The 19,668-nt window shown below is 70.2% G+C and carries 21 protein-coding genes; 9 read left to right on the plus strand and 12 right to left on the minus strand.

What is annotated here, in order from left to right; all coding sequences use genetic code 11:
- Positions 1–2: 2 nt before the first annotated feature.
- Positions 3–980: a 4-hydroxy-tetrahydrodipicolinate synthase gene (gene dapA / locus AUV07_RS07080; protein ID WP_062634898.1), complete on the minus strand. Its 978-nt coding sequence runs from the start codon at positions 978–980 to the stop codon at positions 3–5.
- A 78-nt stretch (positions 981–1,058) separates the two neighbouring features.
- Between dapA and AUV07_RS07085 the strand changes: the two genes are divergently transcribed.
- On the plus strand, positions 1,059–1,598 hold the full coding sequence (locus AUV07_RS07085) for an NUDIX domain-containing protein (RefSeq protein ID WP_062634900.1): 540 nt from the start codon (positions 1,059–1,061) through the stop codon (positions 1,596–1,598).
- 7 nt (positions 1,599–1,605) lie between these two features.
- Here the strand turns inward: AUV07_RS07085 and AUV07_RS07090 are convergent, their stop codons facing one another.
- The 3 genes from AUV07_RS07090 to AUV07_RS07100 are packed head-to-tail and all read right to left on the minus strand — an operon-like array spanning position 1,606 to position 3,649.
- The gene (locus AUV07_RS07090; RefSeq protein ID WP_062634901.1) at positions 1,606–2,367 is read right to left on the minus strand and encodes an SDR family NAD(P)-dependent oxidoreductase; all 762 of its coding nucleotides are present in this window, start codon (positions 2,365–2,367) and stop codon (positions 1,606–1,608) included.
- Entirely contained in the window at positions 2,367–2,843 is a 477-nt protein-coding gene (locus AUV07_RS07095; RefSeq protein WP_062634903.1) for a dihydrofolate reductase, read from the minus strand. The genes AUV07_RS07090 and AUV07_RS07095 overlap by 1 nt, the downstream gene beginning before the upstream one ends.
- Positions 2,840–3,649 (minus strand): thymidylate synthase, encoded by an 810-nt coding sequence (locus AUV07_RS07100; RefSeq protein ID WP_062634905.1) that lies wholly within the window; start codon positions 3,647–3,649, stop codon positions 2,840–2,842. The genes AUV07_RS07095 and AUV07_RS07100 overlap by 4 nt, the downstream gene beginning before the upstream one ends.
- A 113-nt stretch (positions 3,650–3,762) precedes the next feature.
- On the opposite strand from AUV07_RS07100, the gene AUV07_RS07105 reads away from it, so the two are divergent.
- From AUV07_RS07105 to AUV07_RS07115, 3 genes are all read left to right on the plus strand, one after another.
- Positions 3,763–4,176, plus strand: coding sequence for a thioredoxin family protein (locus AUV07_RS07105; RefSeq protein WP_062634906.1), 414 nt, complete (start codon positions 3,763–3,765; stop codon positions 4,174–4,176).
- A gap of 20 nt (positions 4,177–4,196) precedes the next feature.
- Complete coding sequence (locus tag AUV07_RS07110; RefSeq protein ID WP_062635228.1) at positions 4,197–4,769, plus strand: DUF4395 family protein; 573 nt, start codon at positions 4,197–4,199, stop codon at positions 4,767–4,769.
- An 84-nt stretch (positions 4,770–4,853) separates the two neighbouring features.
- Positions 4,854–5,279, plus strand: coding sequence for an OsmC family peroxiredoxin (locus tag AUV07_RS07115; protein WP_062634908.1), 426 nt, complete (start codon positions 4,854–4,856; stop codon positions 5,277–5,279).
- A 12-nt stretch (positions 5,280–5,291) separates the two neighbouring features.
- Here AUV07_RS07115 and AUV07_RS07120 read toward each other — a convergent pair whose 3' ends face one another.
- The 5 genes from AUV07_RS07120 to AUV07_RS07140 all read right to left on the minus strand — a co-directional run bounded on the left by AUV07_RS07120 (position 5,292) and on the right by AUV07_RS07140 (position 10,714).
- Positions 5,292–5,726, minus strand: a complete 435-nt coding sequence (locus AUV07_RS07120; protein WP_082749918.1) for a hypothetical protein — start codon at positions 5,724–5,726, stop codon at positions 5,292–5,294.
- Complete coding sequence (gene dapB, locus AUV07_RS07125) at positions 5,726–6,466, minus strand: 4-hydroxy-tetrahydrodipicolinate reductase (protein WP_062634910.1); 741 nt, start codon at positions 6,464–6,466, stop codon at positions 5,726–5,728. Before dapB ends, AUV07_RS07120 begins: the two co-directional genes overlap by 1 nt.
- Before the next feature lie 55 nt (positions 6,467–6,521).
- Positions 6,522–7,124, minus strand: coding sequence for a histidine phosphatase family protein (locus tag AUV07_RS07130; protein ID WP_025103212.1), 603 nt, complete (start codon positions 7,122–7,124; stop codon positions 6,522–6,524).
- Between the two features lie 73 nt (positions 7,125–7,197).
- Positions 7,198–8,226: an aldo/keto reductase gene (locus tag AUV07_RS07135; protein ID WP_025103211.1), complete on the minus strand. Its 1,029-nt coding sequence runs from the start codon at positions 8,224–8,226 to the stop codon at positions 7,198–7,200.
- 214 nt (positions 8,227–8,440) lie between these two features.
- Positions 8,441–10,714 carry a polyribonucleotide nucleotidyltransferase gene (locus tag AUV07_RS07140; protein ID WP_062634912.1) on the minus strand — a complete coding sequence of 758 codons (2,274 nt, stop codon included), beginning with the start codon at positions 10,712–10,714 and terminating at the stop codon, positions 8,441–8,443.
- A gap of 359 nt (positions 10,715–11,073) precedes the next feature.
- Between AUV07_RS07140 and AUV07_RS07145 the strand changes: the two genes are divergently transcribed.
- Entirely contained in the window at positions 11,074–12,384 is a 1,311-nt protein-coding gene (locus tag AUV07_RS07145) for a UDP-glucose dehydrogenase family protein (RefSeq protein ID WP_062634914.1), read from the plus strand.
- A 13-nt stretch (positions 12,385–12,397) separates the two neighbouring features.
- On the opposite strand, the gene AUV07_RS07150 is transcribed toward AUV07_RS07145, so the two are convergent.
- Positions 12,398–14,338: a GDSL-type esterase/lipase family protein gene (locus AUV07_RS07150; protein WP_062635230.1), complete on the minus strand. Its 1,941-nt coding sequence runs from the start codon at positions 14,336–14,338 to the stop codon at positions 12,398–12,400.
- A 140-nt stretch (positions 14,339–14,478) separates the two neighbouring features.
- Here AUV07_RS07150 and AUV07_RS07155 point away from each other — a divergent pair, with 140 nt between their 5' ends.
- Together AUV07_RS07155 and AUV07_RS07160 are read left to right on the plus strand one after the other, a co-directional pair.
- Positions 14,479–15,063, plus strand: coding sequence for a DedA family protein (locus AUV07_RS07155; protein WP_231868211.1), 585 nt, complete (start codon positions 14,479–14,481; stop codon positions 15,061–15,063).
- 39 nt (positions 15,064–15,102) lie between these two features.
- On the plus strand, positions 15,103–15,282 hold the full coding sequence (locus tag AUV07_RS07160) for a DUF5302 domain-containing protein (protein ID WP_025103207.1): 180 nt from the start codon (positions 15,103–15,105) through the stop codon (positions 15,280–15,282).
- Between the two features lie 54 nt (positions 15,283–15,336).
- On the opposite strand, the gene AUV07_RS07165 is transcribed toward AUV07_RS07160, so the two are convergent.
- A complete protein-coding gene (locus tag AUV07_RS07165; RefSeq protein ID WP_062635234.1) occupies positions 15,337–16,776 on the minus strand; it encodes a cation:dicarboxylate symporter family transporter in 1,440 nt (479 codons plus the stop codon).
- A 145-nt stretch (positions 16,777–16,921) separates the two neighbouring features.
- On the opposite strand from AUV07_RS07165, the gene AUV07_RS07170 reads away from it, so the two are divergent.
- Both AUV07_RS07170 and AUV07_RS07175 read left to right on the plus strand, forming a co-directional pair.
- Positions 16,922–18,208, plus strand: coding sequence for a sensor histidine kinase (locus tag AUV07_RS07170; RefSeq protein WP_062634916.1), 1,287 nt, complete (start codon positions 16,922–16,924; stop codon positions 18,206–18,208).
- Positions 18,205–18,894 (plus strand): response regulator, encoded by a 690-nt coding sequence (locus AUV07_RS07175; RefSeq protein ID WP_062634918.1) that lies wholly within the window; start codon positions 18,205–18,207, stop codon positions 18,892–18,894. Before AUV07_RS07170 ends, AUV07_RS07175 begins: the two co-directional genes overlap by 4 nt.
- A gap of 129 nt (positions 18,895–19,023) precedes the next feature.
- Here the strand turns inward: AUV07_RS07175 and AUV07_RS07180 are convergent, their stop codons facing one another.
- The gene (locus AUV07_RS07180; protein ID WP_025103206.1) at positions 19,024–19,668 is read right to left on the minus strand and encodes an FMN reductase; all 645 of its coding nucleotides are present in this window, start codon (positions 19,666–19,668) and stop codon (positions 19,024–19,026) included.

Consider the following 19,668-nt stretch of genomic DNA (forward strand, 5'->3'; position numbering starts at 1 on the left):
GCTCAGCGCGTCGTGCCGTGCACCTTCGGCAGGGCGCCGCCCGCGGCCGCGTTGCGATCGGGCCGGAAGTTCGAGAACTCCGCCCCCGGCACGCCGCTGACGAGATCGAGCTCGTCCTCGATGAGGGCGGCCTCCCACTCCTCCGGGCCGACGAGGGGAAGGCGGACACGCGGACTGGAGATGCGACCCAGCCCGTGCAGGATGTACTTCGCGGCGACCGTGCCGGGGACGTGCGTCATGACGGCCCGGACCAGCGGTTCCAGCCGCTTGTGCTCAGCGGTCGCAGTGGCGAGGTCGCCCCGGTTCACCGCGTCGATGATGGTCCGGTACGGAGCGGCGGCGACGTTCGCCGTCACGCCGATGAGGCCGGTCGCCCCGATCGACAGGTGCGGCAGCACGTTCGCGTCGTCACCGGAGAAGTACATGAGGTCGGTCTGGTTGAGCACACGGCTCACCTCGGAGAAATCGCCCTTGGCATCCTTCACCGCGAGGATGTTCGGGTGCTTGGCGAGCCGGAGGATCGTCTCGTACTTGATGGGGACACCGGTCCGCCCGGGGATGTCGTACAGGATGACCGGCAGGTCGGTGGCGTCGGCGACGAGCCGGAAGTGCGTGAGGATGCCCGCCTGCGTCGGCTTGTTGTAGTACGGCGTGACGATCATGATGCCGTCGGCACCGGCCTTCTCGCTGGCCTTGTACAGCTCGATGGCGTGCGCGGTCTCGTTCGACCCGCCCCCCGTGATGATCTTCGCGCGACCCGACGAGACGGACTTGCCGACCTCGACGAGCTTGAGCTTCTCCGGGTCCGTCAGGGTCGAGGTCTCGCCGGTCGTTCCCGTCACGACGATGCCGTCCGCGCCTGCGGTGATCACGTCATCGATGTGCTTCTCGACGGCGGGCCAGTCGACTTCGCCGTCGGCCGTCATCGGAGTGACGAGCGCGACGAGAACCTGTCCGAAGGGGTTGCCCGAGTGCGTCATGCGTCCAGCGTATCGGGTCGGATGGCGCTGTCGCGGACGCGTCCGGTCCTCCTCTCCTGTCGGCCGTAGGCTCGCACCATGGGTTGGATCACGCACGCCTCACGCACGACCTACGAGAACGCCTGGATCCGCGTCCGCGAGGACGACGTCACCGGACCGGGTGGCCGGGGCGTCTACGGCGTCATGACGGTGCGGAACCCGGCGGTGTTCATCGTCGCGATGGACGCCGACGACCGGGTCTGCCTGGTCACCATCGATCGCTACACGATCGGCCCGTCCGTCGAGGTGCCCGCCGGCGGCTCCGACGGTGAGGACCCGCGTGCCGCCGCGGAACGCGAGCTCCTCGAGGAGTCCGGGTACCGGGCGCTCCGGTGGGAGCTCCTCGGCACGACCCACGCGCTCGACGGCGTCGCGGAGGCCACGGAGCACGTCTTCCTGGCCCGGGAGATCGAGCGCGTCGACGATGCGGTCGACAGCCGCGCGGAGGAGGGCATCGACACCGTGGAGTGGGTGGCGTTCGGCGAGGTCCTGCGGATGATCGCCGACGGCCGCATCACGGACGGCGAGACGATCGCCGCCATCGCCCTCGCCGGGATCCGTCTCGGGAGGTTCCGCTGACGGCGGGTCAGACCCGACCCCGACGGGCGACCGCCGCGGTGAGGGATCGGGGCAGCACCTTCGTCGCGGCCACGACGGCCTTGTAACGCACGGAGGGGATGGACACGGCCTTGCCGCGCGCCGCGTCGCGGAGCCCCTCGCGCACGACGTCTCGGGCATCGAGCCACAGGAAGGTCGGCACGCCCTCCTCGCCGACCGCGAGACCCATCCGCTCGTGGAAGGACGTGTGCGTGAAACCGGGGCAGAGTGCCGTGACGCTCACGCCGTCCGGGCCGTAGGCGGTGTTCGCCCACCGGCTGAAGTCGATGAGCCAGGCCTTGCAGGCGGAGTACGTCGACCGCGAGATGAAACCGGCCACCGAGGCGACGTTGATGATCCGACCGCCCCGCCCCCGCATGGTCTGCAGGGCCGCGTGCATCAGGCGCATGGAGGCCTCGACGTGCACACGCAGATGCCGCACCTCGTCTTCGATGTCGTTGTCGGCGAACTGCAACGGCAATCCGAACCCGGCGTTGTTCACGAGCAGGTCGATCGGATCGTCCCGATCACGGAGCCGAGCCGCGACGAGCTCGACGCCCGCCTCCTCGGACAGATCGGCCGGGAGCACCTCGACAGCCACTCCCCACTCGCCGCGCAACTCCCCCGCGAGAGCCGAGAGCGACTCCTCCGAGCGGGCCACGAGCACGAGGTCGGCGCGTCGACGTGCCAGCTGACGGGCGAACTCGGCGCCCAGCCCCGCGCTGGCTCCGGTGATCAGTGCGGTGGGCATCAGCGCTCGTACCTCAGGAAGCGATACCGGACGCCCGTCCGGGAGGTCTGCCAGTCCCCTTCGTCGACCACGCGCCACCCGGTCTTCGGCGGAGCGAACGTGTCGCCGTCGACCGTGAGGTCGAGCTCCGTGACCTCGAGCCGGTCGGCGTCGGCGATCACCTGACGGAAGATCTCCGCACCGCCGATGATCCACACCTTCTCCTGGCCGCGCACGGCCTCGGACACCGTGGACGCACGGCGGGCGCCCTCCGCCGTCCAGTCCTGCTGGCGGGTCACGACGATGTTGTCGCGACCGGGCAGGGGACGGAATCGCTCGGGCAGCGAGTCCCAGGTCTTGCGTCCCATGACGACCGGAGCCCCCTGCGTGGTCTCCTTGAAGTGCGCCAGATCCTCCGGCACGTACCAGGGCATGCCGCCCTCGGCGCCGATCACGCCTCCGGCGGCTTCGGCCCAGATGAGCCCCACCCAGGTCATACCGCCACCGCCGCCCTGATCGGTGCGTGGTGCTGGTAGTCCTCGACGACGAAGTCCTCGAACCGGTAGTCGAAGATCGACTCCGGCTTCCGCGCGAACCGCAGCGTCGGGTACGGGTAGGCCTCTCGCGTGAGCTGCTCGCGCACCTGCTCGACGTGGTTGTCGTAGACGTGGCAGTCCCCGCCGGTCCACACGAAGTCGCCGGGCTCCAGCCCCACCTGCTGCGCGATCATCATCGTCAGCAGCGCGTAGGAGGCGATGTTGAAGGGGACGCCGAGGAACATGTCCGCGCTGCGCTGGTAGAGCTGGCAGGAGAGCTTTCCGTCGGCGACGTAGAACTGGAACAGTGCGTGGCACGGTGCGAGCGCCATGTCCGGGATGTCGGCGGGATTCCAGGCGGAGACGAGGAGACGCCGCGAGTCGGGTGTGCGCCGGATCTGCTCGATGACCTCGGTCAGCTGATCGATGCTGCCGCCGTCGGGAGTCGGCCAGGACCGCCACTGGACGCCGTACACCGGGCCGAGGTCGCCGTCCTCGTCCGCCCACTCGTCCCAGATCGAGACCCCGTTCTCCTGCAGCCAGCGGACGTTGGAATCGCCGCGCAGGAACCACAGCAACTCGTACGCGATGGACTTGAAGTGCACGCGCTTCGTGGTGATGAGGGGGAAGCCCTCCGCGAGATCGAAGCGGATCTGCCGCCCGAACACACTCGTGGTCCCGGTCCCGGTGCGATCGCTCTTGTGCGTGCCCGTCTCGAGCACGTCGCGGAGCAGGTCTTCGTACGGAGTCGGAACAGCGGCGCTCATGGTTGTCAGGATACCCGCCCCGCTCCCGGCGGGGGCAGTGGCCGTGACGCGATCCGCACGTCACGGACCGAAACATCGCGACGCTTCTGCGGCCACGGCTCTAGCCTCGAGGGATGTCCCCCGCGCTCGCTCTCGCCGCCCTGGCCGCGCTGCTGGTGCTCGCCACCGTGGTCGGGCTCGTGCTCCGCGGGAGAGAGGGCCGCCGCCGCGACGGCGGCGACCTGCGGTTCGATCCCGCTGATGCGGAGGGCGCGGCGCTGGGGGCCACGGCGACGCTCGTGCAGTTCAGCACGGAGACCTGCGCCCGGTGCCCCCAGGTGCGTCGTCTTCTCGGCTCCTATGCGTCTGAGGACGCCGGCCTCGCGCACATCGAGGTCGATCTCACGCACCGCCCGGATCTCTCGGCGCGCTACCGTGTGCTGCAGACGCCGACCACCTTCGTGCTCGACGCCACCGGGCGAGTCAGTGCCCGGTTCGCGGGCATACCCGCTCGCGAGATCCTGACCCACGCCCTCGCCGCCGTCTGAGACCCCGTCTGGAGCAGATGATGACCCCTCCCCCCGGAATCGATCCGCGCGGGCCCCGCTTCGCCGCCGGGATCACCGCACTCCTGCTCGCCGTCGCGACGTTCCTGGCCCTCATCGGGATCTCCACGGCGCGGACCGCCGATCGCTGGTTCGCGCTCACGACGTCGTCGGAGTTCGCGTTCATCGGAGGAGGCGGCTGGGCGGTATCCACTGCAGGGCTCGTCGCGCGCGTGCTCGACCCTGGCTTCGTCCTGGCCACGCTGATCGCGGGGCTCTTCCTCTGGGGCGTCGTCTCTCCCGCCACCGCACCGTGGGGCGTCCTCTTCCGCCGCTTCGTCCGTCCGCGCCTCGCGCCGCCCGCAGAGCTGGAGGATCCTCGTCCCCCGCGATTCGCCCAGGGCGTGGGTCTCGTCGTCGTGGGACTCGGCCTCCTGCTCCACCTCGCCGGCGTGCCGTGGGCCCTTCCGATCGCCACCGCCGCCGCGTTCCTCGCCGCCTTCCTCAACGCCGTGTTCGGACTGTGCCTCGGGTGCCAGCTCTACCTCCTGCTGCAGCGCGTCGGGCTCACCGGCCGACCGCGCCGCGCCGCCTGACGCCGGTTCCCGAAGGCCCGGTCGCTCGGTAGGCTGACGAGCAAGCGACGCCGCTCCCCCGGTGGCGTCAGAACCGGAGGAACCATGCCCGTCACCAGTGAAGCCGCCGCCACCTGGACCGGATCGCTCACGGAGGGTTCCGGCACGGTCGCCTTCTCCTCCTCGCATCTGGGGACGTTCCCGATCGACTGGAGGTCCCGCAGCGAGGGCAGCGAGACGACCACGACGCCGGAGGAGCTCATCGCCGCGGCGCATGCCTCCTGCTTCAGCATGGCGCTCTCGCACGCACTCGCCGAGAACGGCACGCCCCCGGAGCGCGTCGACACCAGCGCCTCGGTCACCTTCAAGCCGGGCGTCGGCATCACGGGCAGCCACCTCAACGTCAACGCGACGGTTCCGGGTCTGACCGCGGAGAAGTTCCAGGAGATCGCCGAGGGGGCGAAAACCGGATGCCCGGTGTCCCAGGCTCTCGCGGGCATCGAGATCACGCTCGAGGCGACTCTCGCCTGAGCCGCGTGGACGTCAGGCGCGGGAGAGGCTGATCGCCTGTCGGATGCTCGCCCTGGCGTCCTTGCGGCGTCCCGCCGCGTCCTGCACGACGCCGAGACGGTAGCGCGCCCGCCAGTCGGTGGGCGCCGCCTCCGCCTCCGCCGTGTAGCGCGCGACGAGCGCGTCGGCATCCTTGCGGGCGATGCGTCCGCTGGGCGTGAGCTCGGTCTCCACGGGCGGCATGCCGCCCTCGGCGTCGAGCAGGCGTCCCAGACGGTCGGCACCGAACCCGAAGAGCATCTCGCGCACCAGCGCCCACCCGCCCACGGGTGCGAGCACGAGGAGCGTGATGCCCATCCCGATGGAGACAGGCGTCCCCACGGCGAGGAACATGACGGCGAGCCAGCCCGCCACGACGAGATAGAGCAGGAGGGCCGCGGCCATCAGCCCGACCCCGATCCGCGACATCACGAGCGGATGCCGATGTCGAGCATGTTCTCCAGGCCCACCACGACGCCGGTGGCGGTGGCCGCATAGGGCACGGCCAGGCGGATCCCCGGCGCATACGCCAGGGCCGGGTCCGTGGTGTCATGCGTGAAGGTCAGCGACTCCCCCGGACCGGACAGGATCACCTCCTGCTTGGCGATCACCCCTGGGCGGCGGAGCGAGTGGATGGGCACGCTGCCGACCTGCTGTCCTCGGGCGCGCTGATCGGCATGCGGCGCACTCACCGGACCCTGGGTCGCACGCGCGGCGGCGATGAGCTCCGCCGTGCGGACGGCGGTCCCGCTGGGCGAGTCGACCTTCGTCTCCCGGTGCGCCTCGACGATCTCCGCCGAGCCGAAGTAGGGCGCGGCGGCCGCCGCGAGGGCCGAGCCGAGAACGGAGCCGAGGGAGAAGTTCGGGATGAACACCGCTCCCGTGTCGGCGGCTTCGACGAGCGGCCGGACGAGGGCGATCCGCTCCGCCGACCAGCCGGAGGTGGCCACGAGGATGTTGAGCCCGTGCTCCACGGCCGTGCGCACCACGTCGATGCTGACCTGCGGCGTGGAGGCGTCGATCACGAGGTCGGCGCCCGCGAGCTCCGACAGGTCGCTCGCCGACGTCAGCACCCGGCTCACCTCGAAGCCCTCGAGCTCCTCGATCACCGCAGCGATGATCGTCCCGAGCTTTCCGGTCCCGCCGACGAGGGCTACCTTCGTGGTCATGCGTCCAGTCTATTTCCGGGCGTCGGCCGGGGGTCGCGGCGCGCGGAGGCGTCGATCAGACCAGCAACGCGTCCGGGATGCCCGTCCGCAGCTCCATCGGAAGATGGCCGGTGTCGTTGTGCGTGAGCAGGGTCCATGGCCGTCCCTGCTTCTGCGCGATCACCGTCAACCCGCAGTGCGACTGGTTCAGGGTCATCCAGCGCCAGTCCGGTGCGGCGAGGACCTCGCGCACGAACCACGAGATCACGAAGTTGTGGGTGATGAGCACCTCGTGCACGTCGCCGGTCTTCCGCACGAGGAACTCATTGACGGCATCGGACATCTGCGCGCGGCCCGCCTCGATCTCCGCCTCGGTCACGGAGCCGAAGAAGGGCTCGAACACGGCCGGTGTCTCCTCCGTCATCCCCGTCGGCACGCAGTCGAAGAGCAGCGCGGAGGGCTCCGGATCCACGGACGGGAGTCGGCCGGCGATCGCTCGCGCCGTCTCCGCGGCGCGGAGGAGCGGCGAATGCCAGACGGCGTCGAGCGGGAGGCCGGACAGGCGATCCGCGATGAGCTCCGCCTGCCGCTGACCGCGCGGGGAGAGGGGTCCGTCGGCGAGGCCGTGCTCGGCATCCTGATGTTCACCGTGTCTGACCAGATATATGTAGTGCGTCACAACTCGCTCGCTCGCCTCGTCGCCAGCATCCGCCGGTCTTCCTCTTCCACCCTATGTCACGGGCGCCGCGAGCTCAGGCGCCCGCGCGGGTGAGGTCGGCGACCTGCACCCGGGACAGCGTCACGCCCGCGCCCTGCATGAGCTCGTCGACGTGGTCGGTCGCGAACGTGTTCACGATCGGCGCGGCGACCGTGCGCTGCGCGAGCAGCCACGCGATGGACACGGCCGCGACAGGCACGGCGAGCTCCGCCGCGACCTGATCCAGCGCACGCAGCACCTTGGTCCCTCGGCGGTTGAGGTGACCCCGCAGCTGCTCGCCGCGGACGCCGCGGGACGCGACCGCCTTCGTCCGGTGACGGCCGGACAGGAATCCGTGCTCCAGCGCGTGGGACGGCGTCACGGCGAGGTTCTGCGCGCCGGCGACGAGCCGCAGGTCGCCCTCGAACGGCTGCCGACGGACGAGGTTGTACGGCGTGTCGATGACCGTGATGCGCGGATACCCCGCCGACGCGAGGATCCGCGCCTCGACGAGCCTCTCCGGCGTGAAGCCGTACGCACCGAGCGCCCCGATCTTCCCCGCCTCGACGAGCCACTCGACCGTGGCCAGGGTGTCTTCGAGGTTGGTCGTCGCGTCCAGCGTGGCGTCGAGGTACAGCACGTCGATGCGCTCGACGCCGAGCCGGGTCAGCGACCCCTCGACGGCACGGACGAGGTTGACCGATCCCAGGCCGGGGTTGTCGGCGTGCGCGCCGATGCGCACGCTCAGGACGACCCGCTCGCGCTGGTCCCGCGACCGCAGCCACTGCCCGAGGATGTGCTCGCTCCGCCCGCCGGAGAACCCGTCCGCGGTATGGATGGCGTTGCCGCCGAACTCCACGTAGCGGTCGAGGATGCCGTGGCTCGTCTCGAGATCGACGTTCCATCCGAACTCCGCGGCGCCGAGCATGAGCGGGAACGTCTCGTACCCGGTCTCGCCGAGGGCGGCGCGGATGGACTCCCCCACGCCGGGCCCGACGATCGGGATGGGGGCGGACGGGTGGTCCTCGTGCTCCTGCGGGGCGCGTTCAGCCGGTGTTCCTGCGCCTACGCTGAACAACCGCATACTCTCACCCCCGCCGTGACCGGCCGGAGCCGATCGACATCACTGCTTCGCTGGCACCCCCCGGTGCGTACTTCGAGGGTATGCGACATGCGCGAACGTCCCGACCAATCCGGGGAACGGCGCGCAAACTTCCCATAACGTTTCGATCACGGCACAGACGACGGAACCCGGGCCTCTCCGACGGAGAGACCCGGGTTCCGTGTCATCCGTTGTCTTACTCGGCGGCGTCCTCGGCCGGAGTCTCGTCCGCAGCGGGCGCGTCGTCGAGCACGGGCTCGAGCGACAGCTTGCCGCGGTCGTCGATCTTCGTGATCTTCACGAGGATCTTCTGGCCGACGGAGAGCACGTCCTCGACGTTCTCCACACGCTTGCCACCGGCGAGCTTGCGCACCTCGGTGACGTGCAGCAGACCGTCCTTGCCCGGCAGCAGCGAGATGAAGGCGCCGAAGGTGGCGATCTTCACGACCGTGCCGAGGAACTGCTCGCCGACCTCCGGGTTGGTCGGGTTGGCGATCGCGTTGACCTGGGCACGGGCGGCCTCGGCCGAGGGGCCGTCGGTCGCGCCGATGTAGACGGTGCCGTCCTCCTCGATGGAGATCTGCGCACCGGTCTCGTCCTGGATCGCGTTGATCGTCTTGCCCTTCGGGCCGATCAGCTCGCCGATCTTGTCGACCGGGATCTGGACGCTGATGACGCGCGGCGCGGTGGGCGCCATCTCGTCGGGAGCGTCGATCGCGGCGTTCAGGACGTTGAGGATCGTCAGACGAGCGTCCTTGGCCTGGGTCAGCGCGCCCGCGAGCACCGACGACGGGATGCCGTCGAGCTTCGTGTCGAGCTGGATGGCGGTGACGAACTCGCTCGTGCCGGCGACCTTGAAGTCCATGTCACCGAGCGCGTCCTCCGCACCCAGGATGTCGGTCAGCGCCGCGTACCGGGTCTCCCCGTTGACCTCGTCGGAGACGAGACCCATCGCGATGCCGGCGACGGGGGCGCGCAGCGGCACACCCGCGTTGAGGAGCGAGAGGGTCGACGCGCAGACGGAGCCCATCGAGGTGGAGCCGTTGGAGCTCAGCGCCTCGGACACCTGACGGATCGCGTACGGGAACTCCTCGCGGCTCGGCAGAACCGGCACCAGAGCGCGCTCGGCGAGGAAGCCGTGCCCGATCTCGCGACGCTTCGGCGAACCAACGCGGCCGGTCTCACCGGTCGAGTAGGGCGGGAAGTTGTAGTGGTGCATGTAGCGCTTGCTCGTCGTGGGCGACAGCGAGTCGATCTGCTGCTCCATCTTGAGCATGTTCAGCGTGGTGACACCCATGATCTGGGTCTCGCCGCGCTGGAAGATCGCGGAGCCGTGCACGCGCGGGATGACCTGCACCTCGGCGTCGAGCGGACGGATGTCCGCCAGCCCGCGGCCGTCGATGCGGGTGCCCTCGGTGAGGATGCGACCACGCACGATCTTCTTCGTGACGGACTTGTACGCCGCGGAGAACTCCAGCGGGGCCGCAGCCGGGAGCGAGCCCGCCTCGGTGGCCTCGATGAGCTCGGCCTTGACGCGGTCCTTGATCGCGTCGTCGGCGTTCTGGCGCTCGGTCTTGTCAGCGATCTGGTAGACGTCGCTCAGCTCGGCGAACGCGCGCTCGGACACGAAGTCGTAGACCTCGTCGCTGTACGCGGGGAAGACCGGGTAGACGCCCGGCTCCTTCGACGCGGTGGCGGCGAGCTCGGCCTGGGCCTTGACGAGCTGGGCGATGAACGGCTTCGAGGCCTCGAGGCCCTGGGCCACGATGGTCTCGTCGGGCTTGGTGGCGCCGGCCTTGATCAGGTTCCAGCTGCCCTCGGTCGCCTCGGCCTCGACCATCATGATCGCGACGTCCTCGGAGCCGTCGGCCTTGGTGACCACGCGGCCGGCGACGATGAGGTCGAACACGGCCTCGGAGACCTGCTCGGCGGTCGGGAACGCGACCCACTGGTCCTCGTGCTGACCGTGACCGGGGATGAACGCGAGGCGCACACCGGCGACGGGGCCCGAGAACGGCAGACCCGAGATTTGGGTGGACGCGGACGCGGCGTTGATCGCGAGGGCGTCGTAGAACTCGCCCGGCGCGATCGAGAGGACCGTGATGACGATCTGGACCTCGTTGCGCAGGCCGTCGACGAACGACGGGCGGAGCGGACGGTCGATCAGACGGCAGACCAGGATCGCCTCGGTCGAGGGACGACCCTCACGACGGAAGAACGAGCCGGGGATCTTGCCGGCGGCGTAGGAGCGCTCCTCGACGTCGACCGTCAGGGGGAAGAAGTCGAAGCCCTCACGCGGGTGCTTGCCCGCGCTCGTGGCCGACAGGAGCATGGTCTCGCCGTCCAGGTAGGCGGCGACGGCGCCCTGAGCCTGCTGCGCGAGGCGGCCGGTCTCGAAGCGGATGGTGCGGGTGCCGAAGCGGCCGTTGTCGAGAACGGCCTCGGTGGCGGTGATTTCAGGACCTTCCAAGAGGTCTCTCCTTCTTTGTTTAGACTCGCGAATCCGTGTGACGCGCGAGCGTGTTCAAAGGAGCGGAACGGAAGGGTTCGGGCGCGCGGGCATTCCCGCGAATCTCGCCTGCGCTGGCCACCAGTAGAAAGCCACCCGACCTGCGCCGAGGAACCCACCACAGGGGACCAGCTTCTCCGCCGATCGCTCCATGAGTCGATGTGAAGTTATCGGATGACCGGGGTCACCCTCGACCACACTACCAGCGTGTGCCCGAAGACCCGAGGGCTCCGCGCGCGACCCGGTCCCGACACCCGACCGTCACCCGGTGTTCACCCGGCGTGCGCCGGAGCGAGAGAAGGCTCGGCTGTGCTGAGCGCATGCGGATGTCAGTGATCGGATGCGGGTATCTGGGAGCGGTGCACGCCGCGGCGATGGCCTCGCTCGGTCACGATGTCGTGGGGATCGACGTGGACGAGGGCAAGGTCGCCGACCTCACCGCGGGCGCCGCGCCCTTCTTCGAGCCGGGCCTCGCCGAGCTCCTCGAGGAGGGAGTGCGGTCAGGGCGGTTGCGCTTCGCCGCGGATCCGGCGGCCGCTGCCGGGGCGGAGGTGCACTTCCTCGCGGTCGGCACCCCGCAGTCCGCCTCCGGGCCCGCAGCCGACCTCCGCTTCGTCGACGCGGCGATCGACGGGCTGCTCCCGCACCTGGGGCCGGGGGCGGTGGTGGCCGGGAAGTCGACGGTCCCCGTGGGCACCGCCACCCGTCTCGCCCGTCGGATCGCGCAGACCGGCGCGATGCTCGCCTGGAACCCCGAGTTCCTCCGGGAGGGCTGGGCCGTCCACGACACCCTCCGCCCCGACCGTCTGGTGGTCGGCGCCGAGGACACCCCGCAGGGCGCCGCCGCCGTCGACCTGCTCCGCCGCGTGTACGCCGCGGCGATCGACGCGGGCGCGCCCTTCCTCGTCACCGACCTCGCCACCGCTGAGCTCGTGAAGGGTGCCGCCAACGCGTTCCTCGCGACGAAGATCTCGTTCATCAACGCCATGGCCGAGATCGCCGAGGCGGCCGGAGCGGACGTCACCCTCCTCGCCGAAGCACTCGGACACGACTCGCGCATCGGCCGCCGCTACCTCGGCTCGGGGATCGGGTTCGGGGGCGGCTGCCTGCCCAAGGACATCCGCGCGTTCGCGGCGCGCGCCCAGGAGCTCGGACGCGGGGAGGCCGTCGGGTTCCTCCACGAGGTGGACGCCATCAACCTCCGCCGACGGGATCGGGCGGTGCGCCTCGTGGTGGATGCGCTCGGCGGCCTCGTCTTCGGGCGGAGGATCGCCGTCCTCGGTGCGGCCTTCAAGCCCTTCAGCGACGACGTCCGCGACTCCCCCGCCCTGGAGGTGGCCGTGCGGCTGCGCGGACTGGGCGCCGATGTCGTGGTGACCGACCCCGCGGCGATCGAGAACGCCCGCGCACGGCATCCGCAACTCGGGTACGCCTCGTCCAGGGACGAGGCGCTGCGGGACGCGGATGCGGTCGTCGTCGTCACGGAGTGGGACGAGTACCGCCGGGAGCTCCATCCCCAGCACGCCGGCGGGCTCGTGCGGGGCCGCATCGTGATCGACGGGCGGAACTGTCTGGACGCCGACGCCTGGCGGGCTGCCGGCTGGACCTACCACGGGATGGGGCGACGCTGAGGCTTCCCGCCGGTCAGACCACGCTGGCATCCTGCGGCACGGTGGAGCGCCCGAGGTAGACGTAGTCGTCGTGCTTCGCCCGACGCCCGTCCCCCGCGGCGCGGCCGTGCAGTCGTCGCCACACCCACGGGAGCGCGTACTGCCGCCACCAGGCCGCGCGTCCGATCGGCTCGTTCTCGTGCAACGCCGCATCCAGCGCTCCCAGCGCATCGGCGTGCGGCACCCCGAGCACCTCCGCGACGCGATAGGCGAGCACGCGGTGACCCCGACTGCCGAGATGCACGAGGTCCTCGCCCCAGTGCTGTCGCTCCCCCAGCGCCGGGAGCAGATCGGTGTCGATGAGGATCGCACCGGTCCGCGCAGCGACCCCGGCGAGCGCCGTGGCGAAGGCGGAGAAGCGCCGCGCGTACAGCGCCGCCGCGCGACGGGCGGGCAGGAACGGCGTGACCAGGATCACGTCGGCACCGGTCGCACGCAGCCGCCGTACCGCGGTCTCCAGGCTCGCGGCGAGCGCGGGCACGTCGACGCGGTGCCTCACGAGATCGTTGGCACCCACCAGGACGGTGACCAGGTCGGGGCGGAGTTCGCGCGCCCGCTCCAGCTGCGGTCCGCATACGTCGGCCACGCGCTTCGACCGGATCGCGAGGTTCGCGTAGTGGAGGCCTCCCCGCGCGGCGAGGAGCAGCGCGAGCCGGTCCGCCCACCCGCGGAGCGCCCCATCGGGTCCGGGATCGCAGAGCCCCTCGGTCACCGAGTCGCCGAGGGCGACGATCCGCCGCCAGCGGCGCGCGGGGGCGTGCGGGGCCGGCTCCGGCCGGACGAGGCGGCGAGCGCGCAGACGACGGTCCACGACGTGCAGCGTCTGTGCCTCCTCGAAGTGATCCAGGAGCTGATCTCCGAGGTGCGCCCAGCTCCGGCCCTGCACCGCGCTCCAGCCCGCCTCCCCGAACGCCCGACGCCGGCGCTCGTCTCCGGCGAGCTCGGTCACGCGACGGCGGAGGTCTGCGAGGTCTCCTGGTCGGTACAGCCACCCGTCGACGCCGGGCCGGACGAGGTCGAGCGGGCCCCCTCTGCCTGTGGCGACCACGGGGACACCGCTCGCATGGGCCTCCTGGAGTGTCTGCCCGAAGGTCTCGCTCTCCCCCGGATGCACGAAGACGTCGAAGGAGGCCAGCGCCGCCGCGAGCACCTCCCCGTCGAGCCGCCCGAGGAAGAGGGCGTCGGGAAGCTGCTCCTGCAGCCGCTCCCTCCGGGGGCCGTCTCCGACGATGACGAGACGCGTGCCGGGAATGCCGTGCAGCGCGGCGAGATCCTCCACCTGCTTCTCGGGGGCGAGGCGTCCGACATAGCCGATGACGATCTCGGCTCCCCACTCGGCCCGGAGCGCGCCGCTGCGCCGCGAGGGGTGGAAGAGCTCGGCGTCCACACCCCGCCCCCAGGACCGGATGCGGTCGATGCCGAGCCGGCTCAGCTGCTGTGCCGACTCGGTGGACGGCGCGAGCGTGAGTGTCGCCCTGCGGTGCAGTCGGGCGATGTGGGCATGGGCGATCCCGGTCGTTGCCGCGACGCGGTATCTCTCCGTGTACGCGGCCACGTCGGTCTGGTACGCCGCGACCGTCCCGACACCTCCGCGTTCCGCGGCGAGCAGGCCCCGCCACCCGAGCGCGAACGGCGACGCCAGGTGGACGACGTCGGGACGGAAGCGGTCGAGCTCCGTGCCGATCCTTCGAGCCGTCGCCGCGCCTACGCGGACGTCCCGGTATCCCGGGAGCGGGACGCTGGGAATCGCGGTGACGGGCGCGCCGTGCAGCTCTGCCGGGATTCCGATCGCGGCCGGAGCGAGCACACAGGCGTCATGCCCTCGGCGCTCCAGGTGACGAAGGATCTGCATCACGGATCCGGTCACACCGTTCATGTGCGGAAGGAAGGACTCGGTGACGATCGCGACTCTCACCCCTTCAGGATGGCCGCGCTCCCCGTCCCCGCCGAGGGGAATCGGGGTCGGGCACCGGATGTTCACCGGATGCTGGATCACGGGTCACCGGTTATCCGCGCGTTGGTTCCCGTTCACCGCCCCGGGGCAGAGTGACGCCCGTGCCGACAGACCTGATCGCCGACGTCCTCGCCGGCCCCTGGAGCCTGGCCGCGATGAGCCTGCTCGTGCTCGGTGACGCGTTCTTCGTGGTCGTTCCGGGAGAGATCGCCGTGACCGCCCTCGGCGCCGTGGCGGTGACCACCGGAACGCCCGCGCTCTGGGCGGTGGTGCTCTGCGCTGCGGGGGCAGCGGTGCTCGGCGACGCCTGTTGCTATCTGATCGGCCGCGTCGTCGGCACCGAGCGCTGGGGCTGGATGCGAGGGCGCCGCGTCCGGCAGGCCCTCGCCTGGGCACGCGACCGGCTGGACCACGGCACGGCCACGGTGCTGTTCACCGCGCGCTTCGTGCCGTTCGCCCGGCTCGCCGTGAACCTCGTGGCGGGCGCCTCCCGCATTCATCCGCCTCGCTACCTGGTACTCGTGACCCTGGCCGCGCTCGGGTGGGCGGGCTACCAGGCCGCCGTCGGAGCGATGGTCGCCGCAGTACTGCCCGGGGGCCCTCTCGTCGCCGTCCCGGTATCGGTGGCACTCGCCGTCGCCCTGGGGCTCGGGCTCGACCGACTCACACGGGGACGGGAGCGGTGACCCTCGCCGCACGTCCGGCCGTGCTCTAGGCTCGGGAGCATGAGCACCGAAGAAGGCGCCGGCTCCTCCTCCGAGGACATGAAGCGCAAGTTCAAGGAAGCGCTCGAGAAGAAGAACGCGCACCACCGGCAGGGCGAGGCTCACCTCGACGGCGATTCCGCCGTGCACGCCGCCCACGCCCCGCAGACGCGGCGCGAGTTCCGACGCAAGAGCGGTTGACCGTGAGGATGCGGGAGCCGGCTCGGCCGGGCTCCCGCATCCCGCACGTGCGTGTCAACGACGGTCGCCGCGGAGTCGAGCCCGCTCCTCCTTCGCCGTCATCTCGGCGACGGCTGCTTCCCGCAGCTCCTGCATGTCCGCGTCCTTCCCGCTGCCCGCGGGTCCGTGCGCATCGACGCCGTCGAGCAGGGACTCGTCGAAGGGCAGCTCGCCGCTGAGCACGCGTCGCACACGTCCACGATCGATCTGCTTCGTCCACGTGCCGATCAACACGGTCGCGACCGCGTTACCGGTGAAGTTTGTAAGCGCTCGCCCCTCAGACATGAACCGATCGATGCCCACGATCACACCGACGCCATCGACCAGGTCGGGGCGGTAAGCCTGAAGGCCGCCGGCGAGGGTGGCGAGACCTGCTCCGGTGACCCCGGCCGCTCCCTTGCTCGCGATGATCATGAACACGAGGAGACCGATCTGCTCGCCGATCGTCATCGGCTGGCCCATGCCTGTGGCGATGAACAGCGAGGCCATGGTCAGGTAGATGGCCGTGCCGTCGAGGTTGAACGAGTACCCGGTCGGAACGGTGATGCCCACGACCGGCTTGGAGACGCCGACGAACTCCATCTTCGCGATCAGACGGGGCAGTGCAGACTCCGAAGACGACGTTCCGACGATGAGCAGGTACTCCCTGGCGAGGTACTTCATGAGCGCGAAGATGTTCACCCGCGCGACGGCCCACAGCAGCACCCCGAGAATCACGACGATGAACAGGACGCAGGTGATGTAGAAGGCGACCATCAGCGTGCCCAGGCTCCAGATCGCGGCGATGCCGGTCTTGCCGACCACGGCGGCGATCGCGCCGAAGGCACCGAGCGGCGCCAGCCACAGGATCATGCCGAGGATGCGGAAGACGAGCCTCTGGAGCTGCTTGACCGCCTCCATGATCGTGGCGCCACGGTCGCCGAGCCCCTGGAGGGCGAAACCGACGAGGAGCGCGATCAACAGCACCTGCAGCACGCTTTCTCCCGTGAACGCCGAGAAGAATGTGGTCGGGATGATGCCGAGGATGAACTCCTGTGTCGTCTTGGCCTCCGCCTCGACCGCATCATACGTCGATGAGGCCATGTCGAGTCCGGACCCGGGGTGGATGATGTTGCCCACCACGAGACCGATCGCGAGGGCGAAGGTCGACATGACCATGAAGTACAGCAGCGCGAGTCCGCCGATCTTGCCGACGGTGGCCGCCTTGGCGATCGACCCCACACCGACCACGATCGTGCAGAAGATGATCGGGGCGATCATCATCTTGATCAGGGCAACGAATCCCTTGCCCAACGGCTCGAAAGCTTGTCCGGCCTCGGGCCAGACGAGACCGGCGACCGCACCGAGCACGACCGCCAGGAGCACCGACACATACAGCCAGGTGTGCCGGTCCCACGATTGCTTCCCTCGTCGCCAGTTGAACTTCGGCAGTGAGAATCCTGTTGTGAGCGCCATCGCGTCCTCCTCGATCATCGACGTCATCGTCCGGTGGGCGGCTGCTTCGCCGCCGATCAGAGTTCACGGTCCTCGACTTCCCGCGTCGGGGCGAGTTGTGGTCGTATTGGTCACGGCATCTGAGCATCGACGATCGGAGGAAGCGATGGCGCGCCCCTCCCGCACCCGCAGCACCGCCTCCCGTGTGTTCGCGGTGCTGCTGGTCGTCGCCGTCGTGATCGGCATCCTCGTCGCGGGCTTCCTGGTGCTGGAGGCGCAACGATCGATCCGCGCCGAGGCGGAACGGGTCACGGCCACCACTGCCGTCTCGCTCGCCGCCTCCCCGGACGTGATCGAGGGGCTGAGCTCAGAAGACCGCGCGGCAGCCACGCGGGCGCTCGAGCCCTACGCGCTGACCGTCGTCGCCGGTGCGGGGCTCGACTTCATCACCGTGATGACTCCGGACGGCACGCGGATCACCCACCCCGACGCCGACCAGATCGGCGGAACCTACCTGGGCACGATCCCCGCGTCGCCGCGCACGCTCACGGAGGAGTTCACCGGCACCCTAGGACCATCGGTACGGACCATCGTCCCGGTCACCGCGCCGGATGACGACATGATCGGCTGGGTCGCCGCAGGGGTGACGACCGAGTCCATCAGCGACACGCTGATCCGCCGCCTGCCTCTCACGCTCGGCATCACGATCGCCCTCGTCGCCCTCGGTGCCGGTGGCGCGATCATCGCTCGCCGCGTGACCCGCCGAATCGCCGGCGACCTCCCGCCCGGCCAGCTGCGCGACGCCGTGTCGTCGTACGAATCGATCCGCACTCTGGGGGAAGCGCTGCGGGCGCAGACGCACGAACACGGGAACAGGATGCACGCCGCGGTGGCTCTGCTCGAACTCGGACGCCGTGACGAGGCGATCGAGATCCTCACGGAGACGTCCCGTCAGAGCCAGTCCCTCGTCGACCAGGTCACCGCGCGACGCCACGGCGATCCGGCCGTCGGAGCGCTCCTCCTCGGGAAGGCCTCTCAGGCCAGGGAACGCGGCATCGATTGGCGGGTGCATATCGAGCCGGACACCCCACGCACGACCCTGTCGACCGTGGATTCCGTGTCCGTGCTCGGCAATCTGGTGGACAACGCCATGGATGCCGCGGCGAACTCGCAGGACCGCTGGGTGCGAGTTTCGCTCCGTCCACACGAGGGCCACGGAGTCGTGCTGGAGGTCTCCGACAGCGGTCCCCGGATCGCGGCGGCCGTGCGCGAGCGGATGTTCGACCAGGGCTTCTCCACGAAGCCCGCCGGTGCGCAGGAGCGTGGCATCGGCCTGGCACTCGTGCGCTCGGTGGTAAGCGGGGCGGGTGGATCGGTGACGGTGACAGACGCTCCGACCACTTTCCGTGTCGTCCTCCCCGCTGCGCGAGATCAGCACGGGCGGCGACGATGATACACACGCTCATCGTCGACGACGATCCACTCACTCTCGAACTGCACCGCGACTACCTGGCCCGTCTCGACGGTTTCGAGGTCACCGGCGAATGCACGGGCGCTCGCGCCGCGATGACGGCCGTGCTCGATCGACCCGACGCATTCGAACTCATGCTGCTCGACATCACGATGCCGGATGGCTCAGGTATCGACGTGCTTCGCGCACTCCGAGGACGCTCCGCCGCCCTGGACGTGATCGCGATCACCAGCATGCGCGACGCCGAGTCGGTGCGGCAGATGGCGGCCCTCGGGGTGTTCCACTACCTCGTGAAGCCGTTCCCGTTCAGCGTTTTCCGCGAGCGGATGGAACAGTACCGCGCGTACCGAGAGCAGGCGCGGTCCACTGAAGGCGAGGCCACACAAGCGGAGATCGACGCGCTGCTCGGCCGCACCACAGGCGCGATCGCGCTGCCGAAGGGGCTCTCGACGACCTCCTTGGACCGAGTCGTCGCAGTGTTGCGCGCTGGTGGCCCCCTGTCGGCACGCGAGGCGGCCGAGCGACTGGGCATGTCGAGGGTCGCGGTGCGCCGGTACCTCGAGCACCTGGTCGCCGAGCGCGTGCTGACACGGGCTGCACGCTACGGCACGCGGGGCCGGCCGGAGACCGAGTACGACTGGAGATGTCCTGGATCGCCTCCCGCCTAGGTGAGCGTGTCGGGGTCCTTCGTGGAGCAGCTGCGGTCTCCCGACTGGATCGCGAGGCTCACGCCGGTGCGCGGGCATGACGCCATCGCACGACGTCCCTCGGACTTCGTCGATGGCGTCATGCGTGACTCACTCCCCGGCGAGACCGCCGAGCATGTGACCGAAGGAGCGTCCCTCACCCAGGTAGGTGGCGGGGTCGTACGGGTCGACGACGGCGGCGGCGTCCCGGCGCGCGACCGCCTCGGCGAGTTCCCTCGCTCCCTTCTCGACCCGCTTCGCCAGCGGCGCGACGTCGTCTCCCGCGCCGCCCCAGTCGCTCGACGCCGCGAAGACGCCCGTGGAGACGGCCTCGGCATGCAGGTAGGCGAACAGCGGTCGGATCGCGTAGTCGATGGCGAGGGAGTGCCGCGGCGTTCCCGCGTTCGCTCCGATCAGCACCGGCTTCCCGGTGAGCGCGTCCGGGTCGAGCACGTCGATGAACGACTTGAACAAGCCCGAGTAGCTCGTCGAGAAGATCGGGGTGACCGCGATGAGGGCGTCGGCCGAGACGACGGTGTTGATCGCGGTCTCGAGTGCGGGAGGCGCGAAGCCGGTCAGCATGTTGTTCGTGATGTCGTGCGCGTGGTCACGCAGCTCGATCACGTCGACGGTGGCCTCGATGTCGCGCTCCGCGAGCGCCTTCACGGTCTCCGCGGCCAGACGGTCGGCGAGCATCCGGGTGGACGACGGGTTCGACAGCCCCGCCGAAACGACGGCGATGCGACGCGTGGTCAT

The organism is Microbacterium sp. CH1 (genome assembly GCF_001595495.1).
GTDB lineage: Bacteria > Actinomycetota > Actinomycetes > Actinomycetales > Microbacteriaceae > Microbacterium.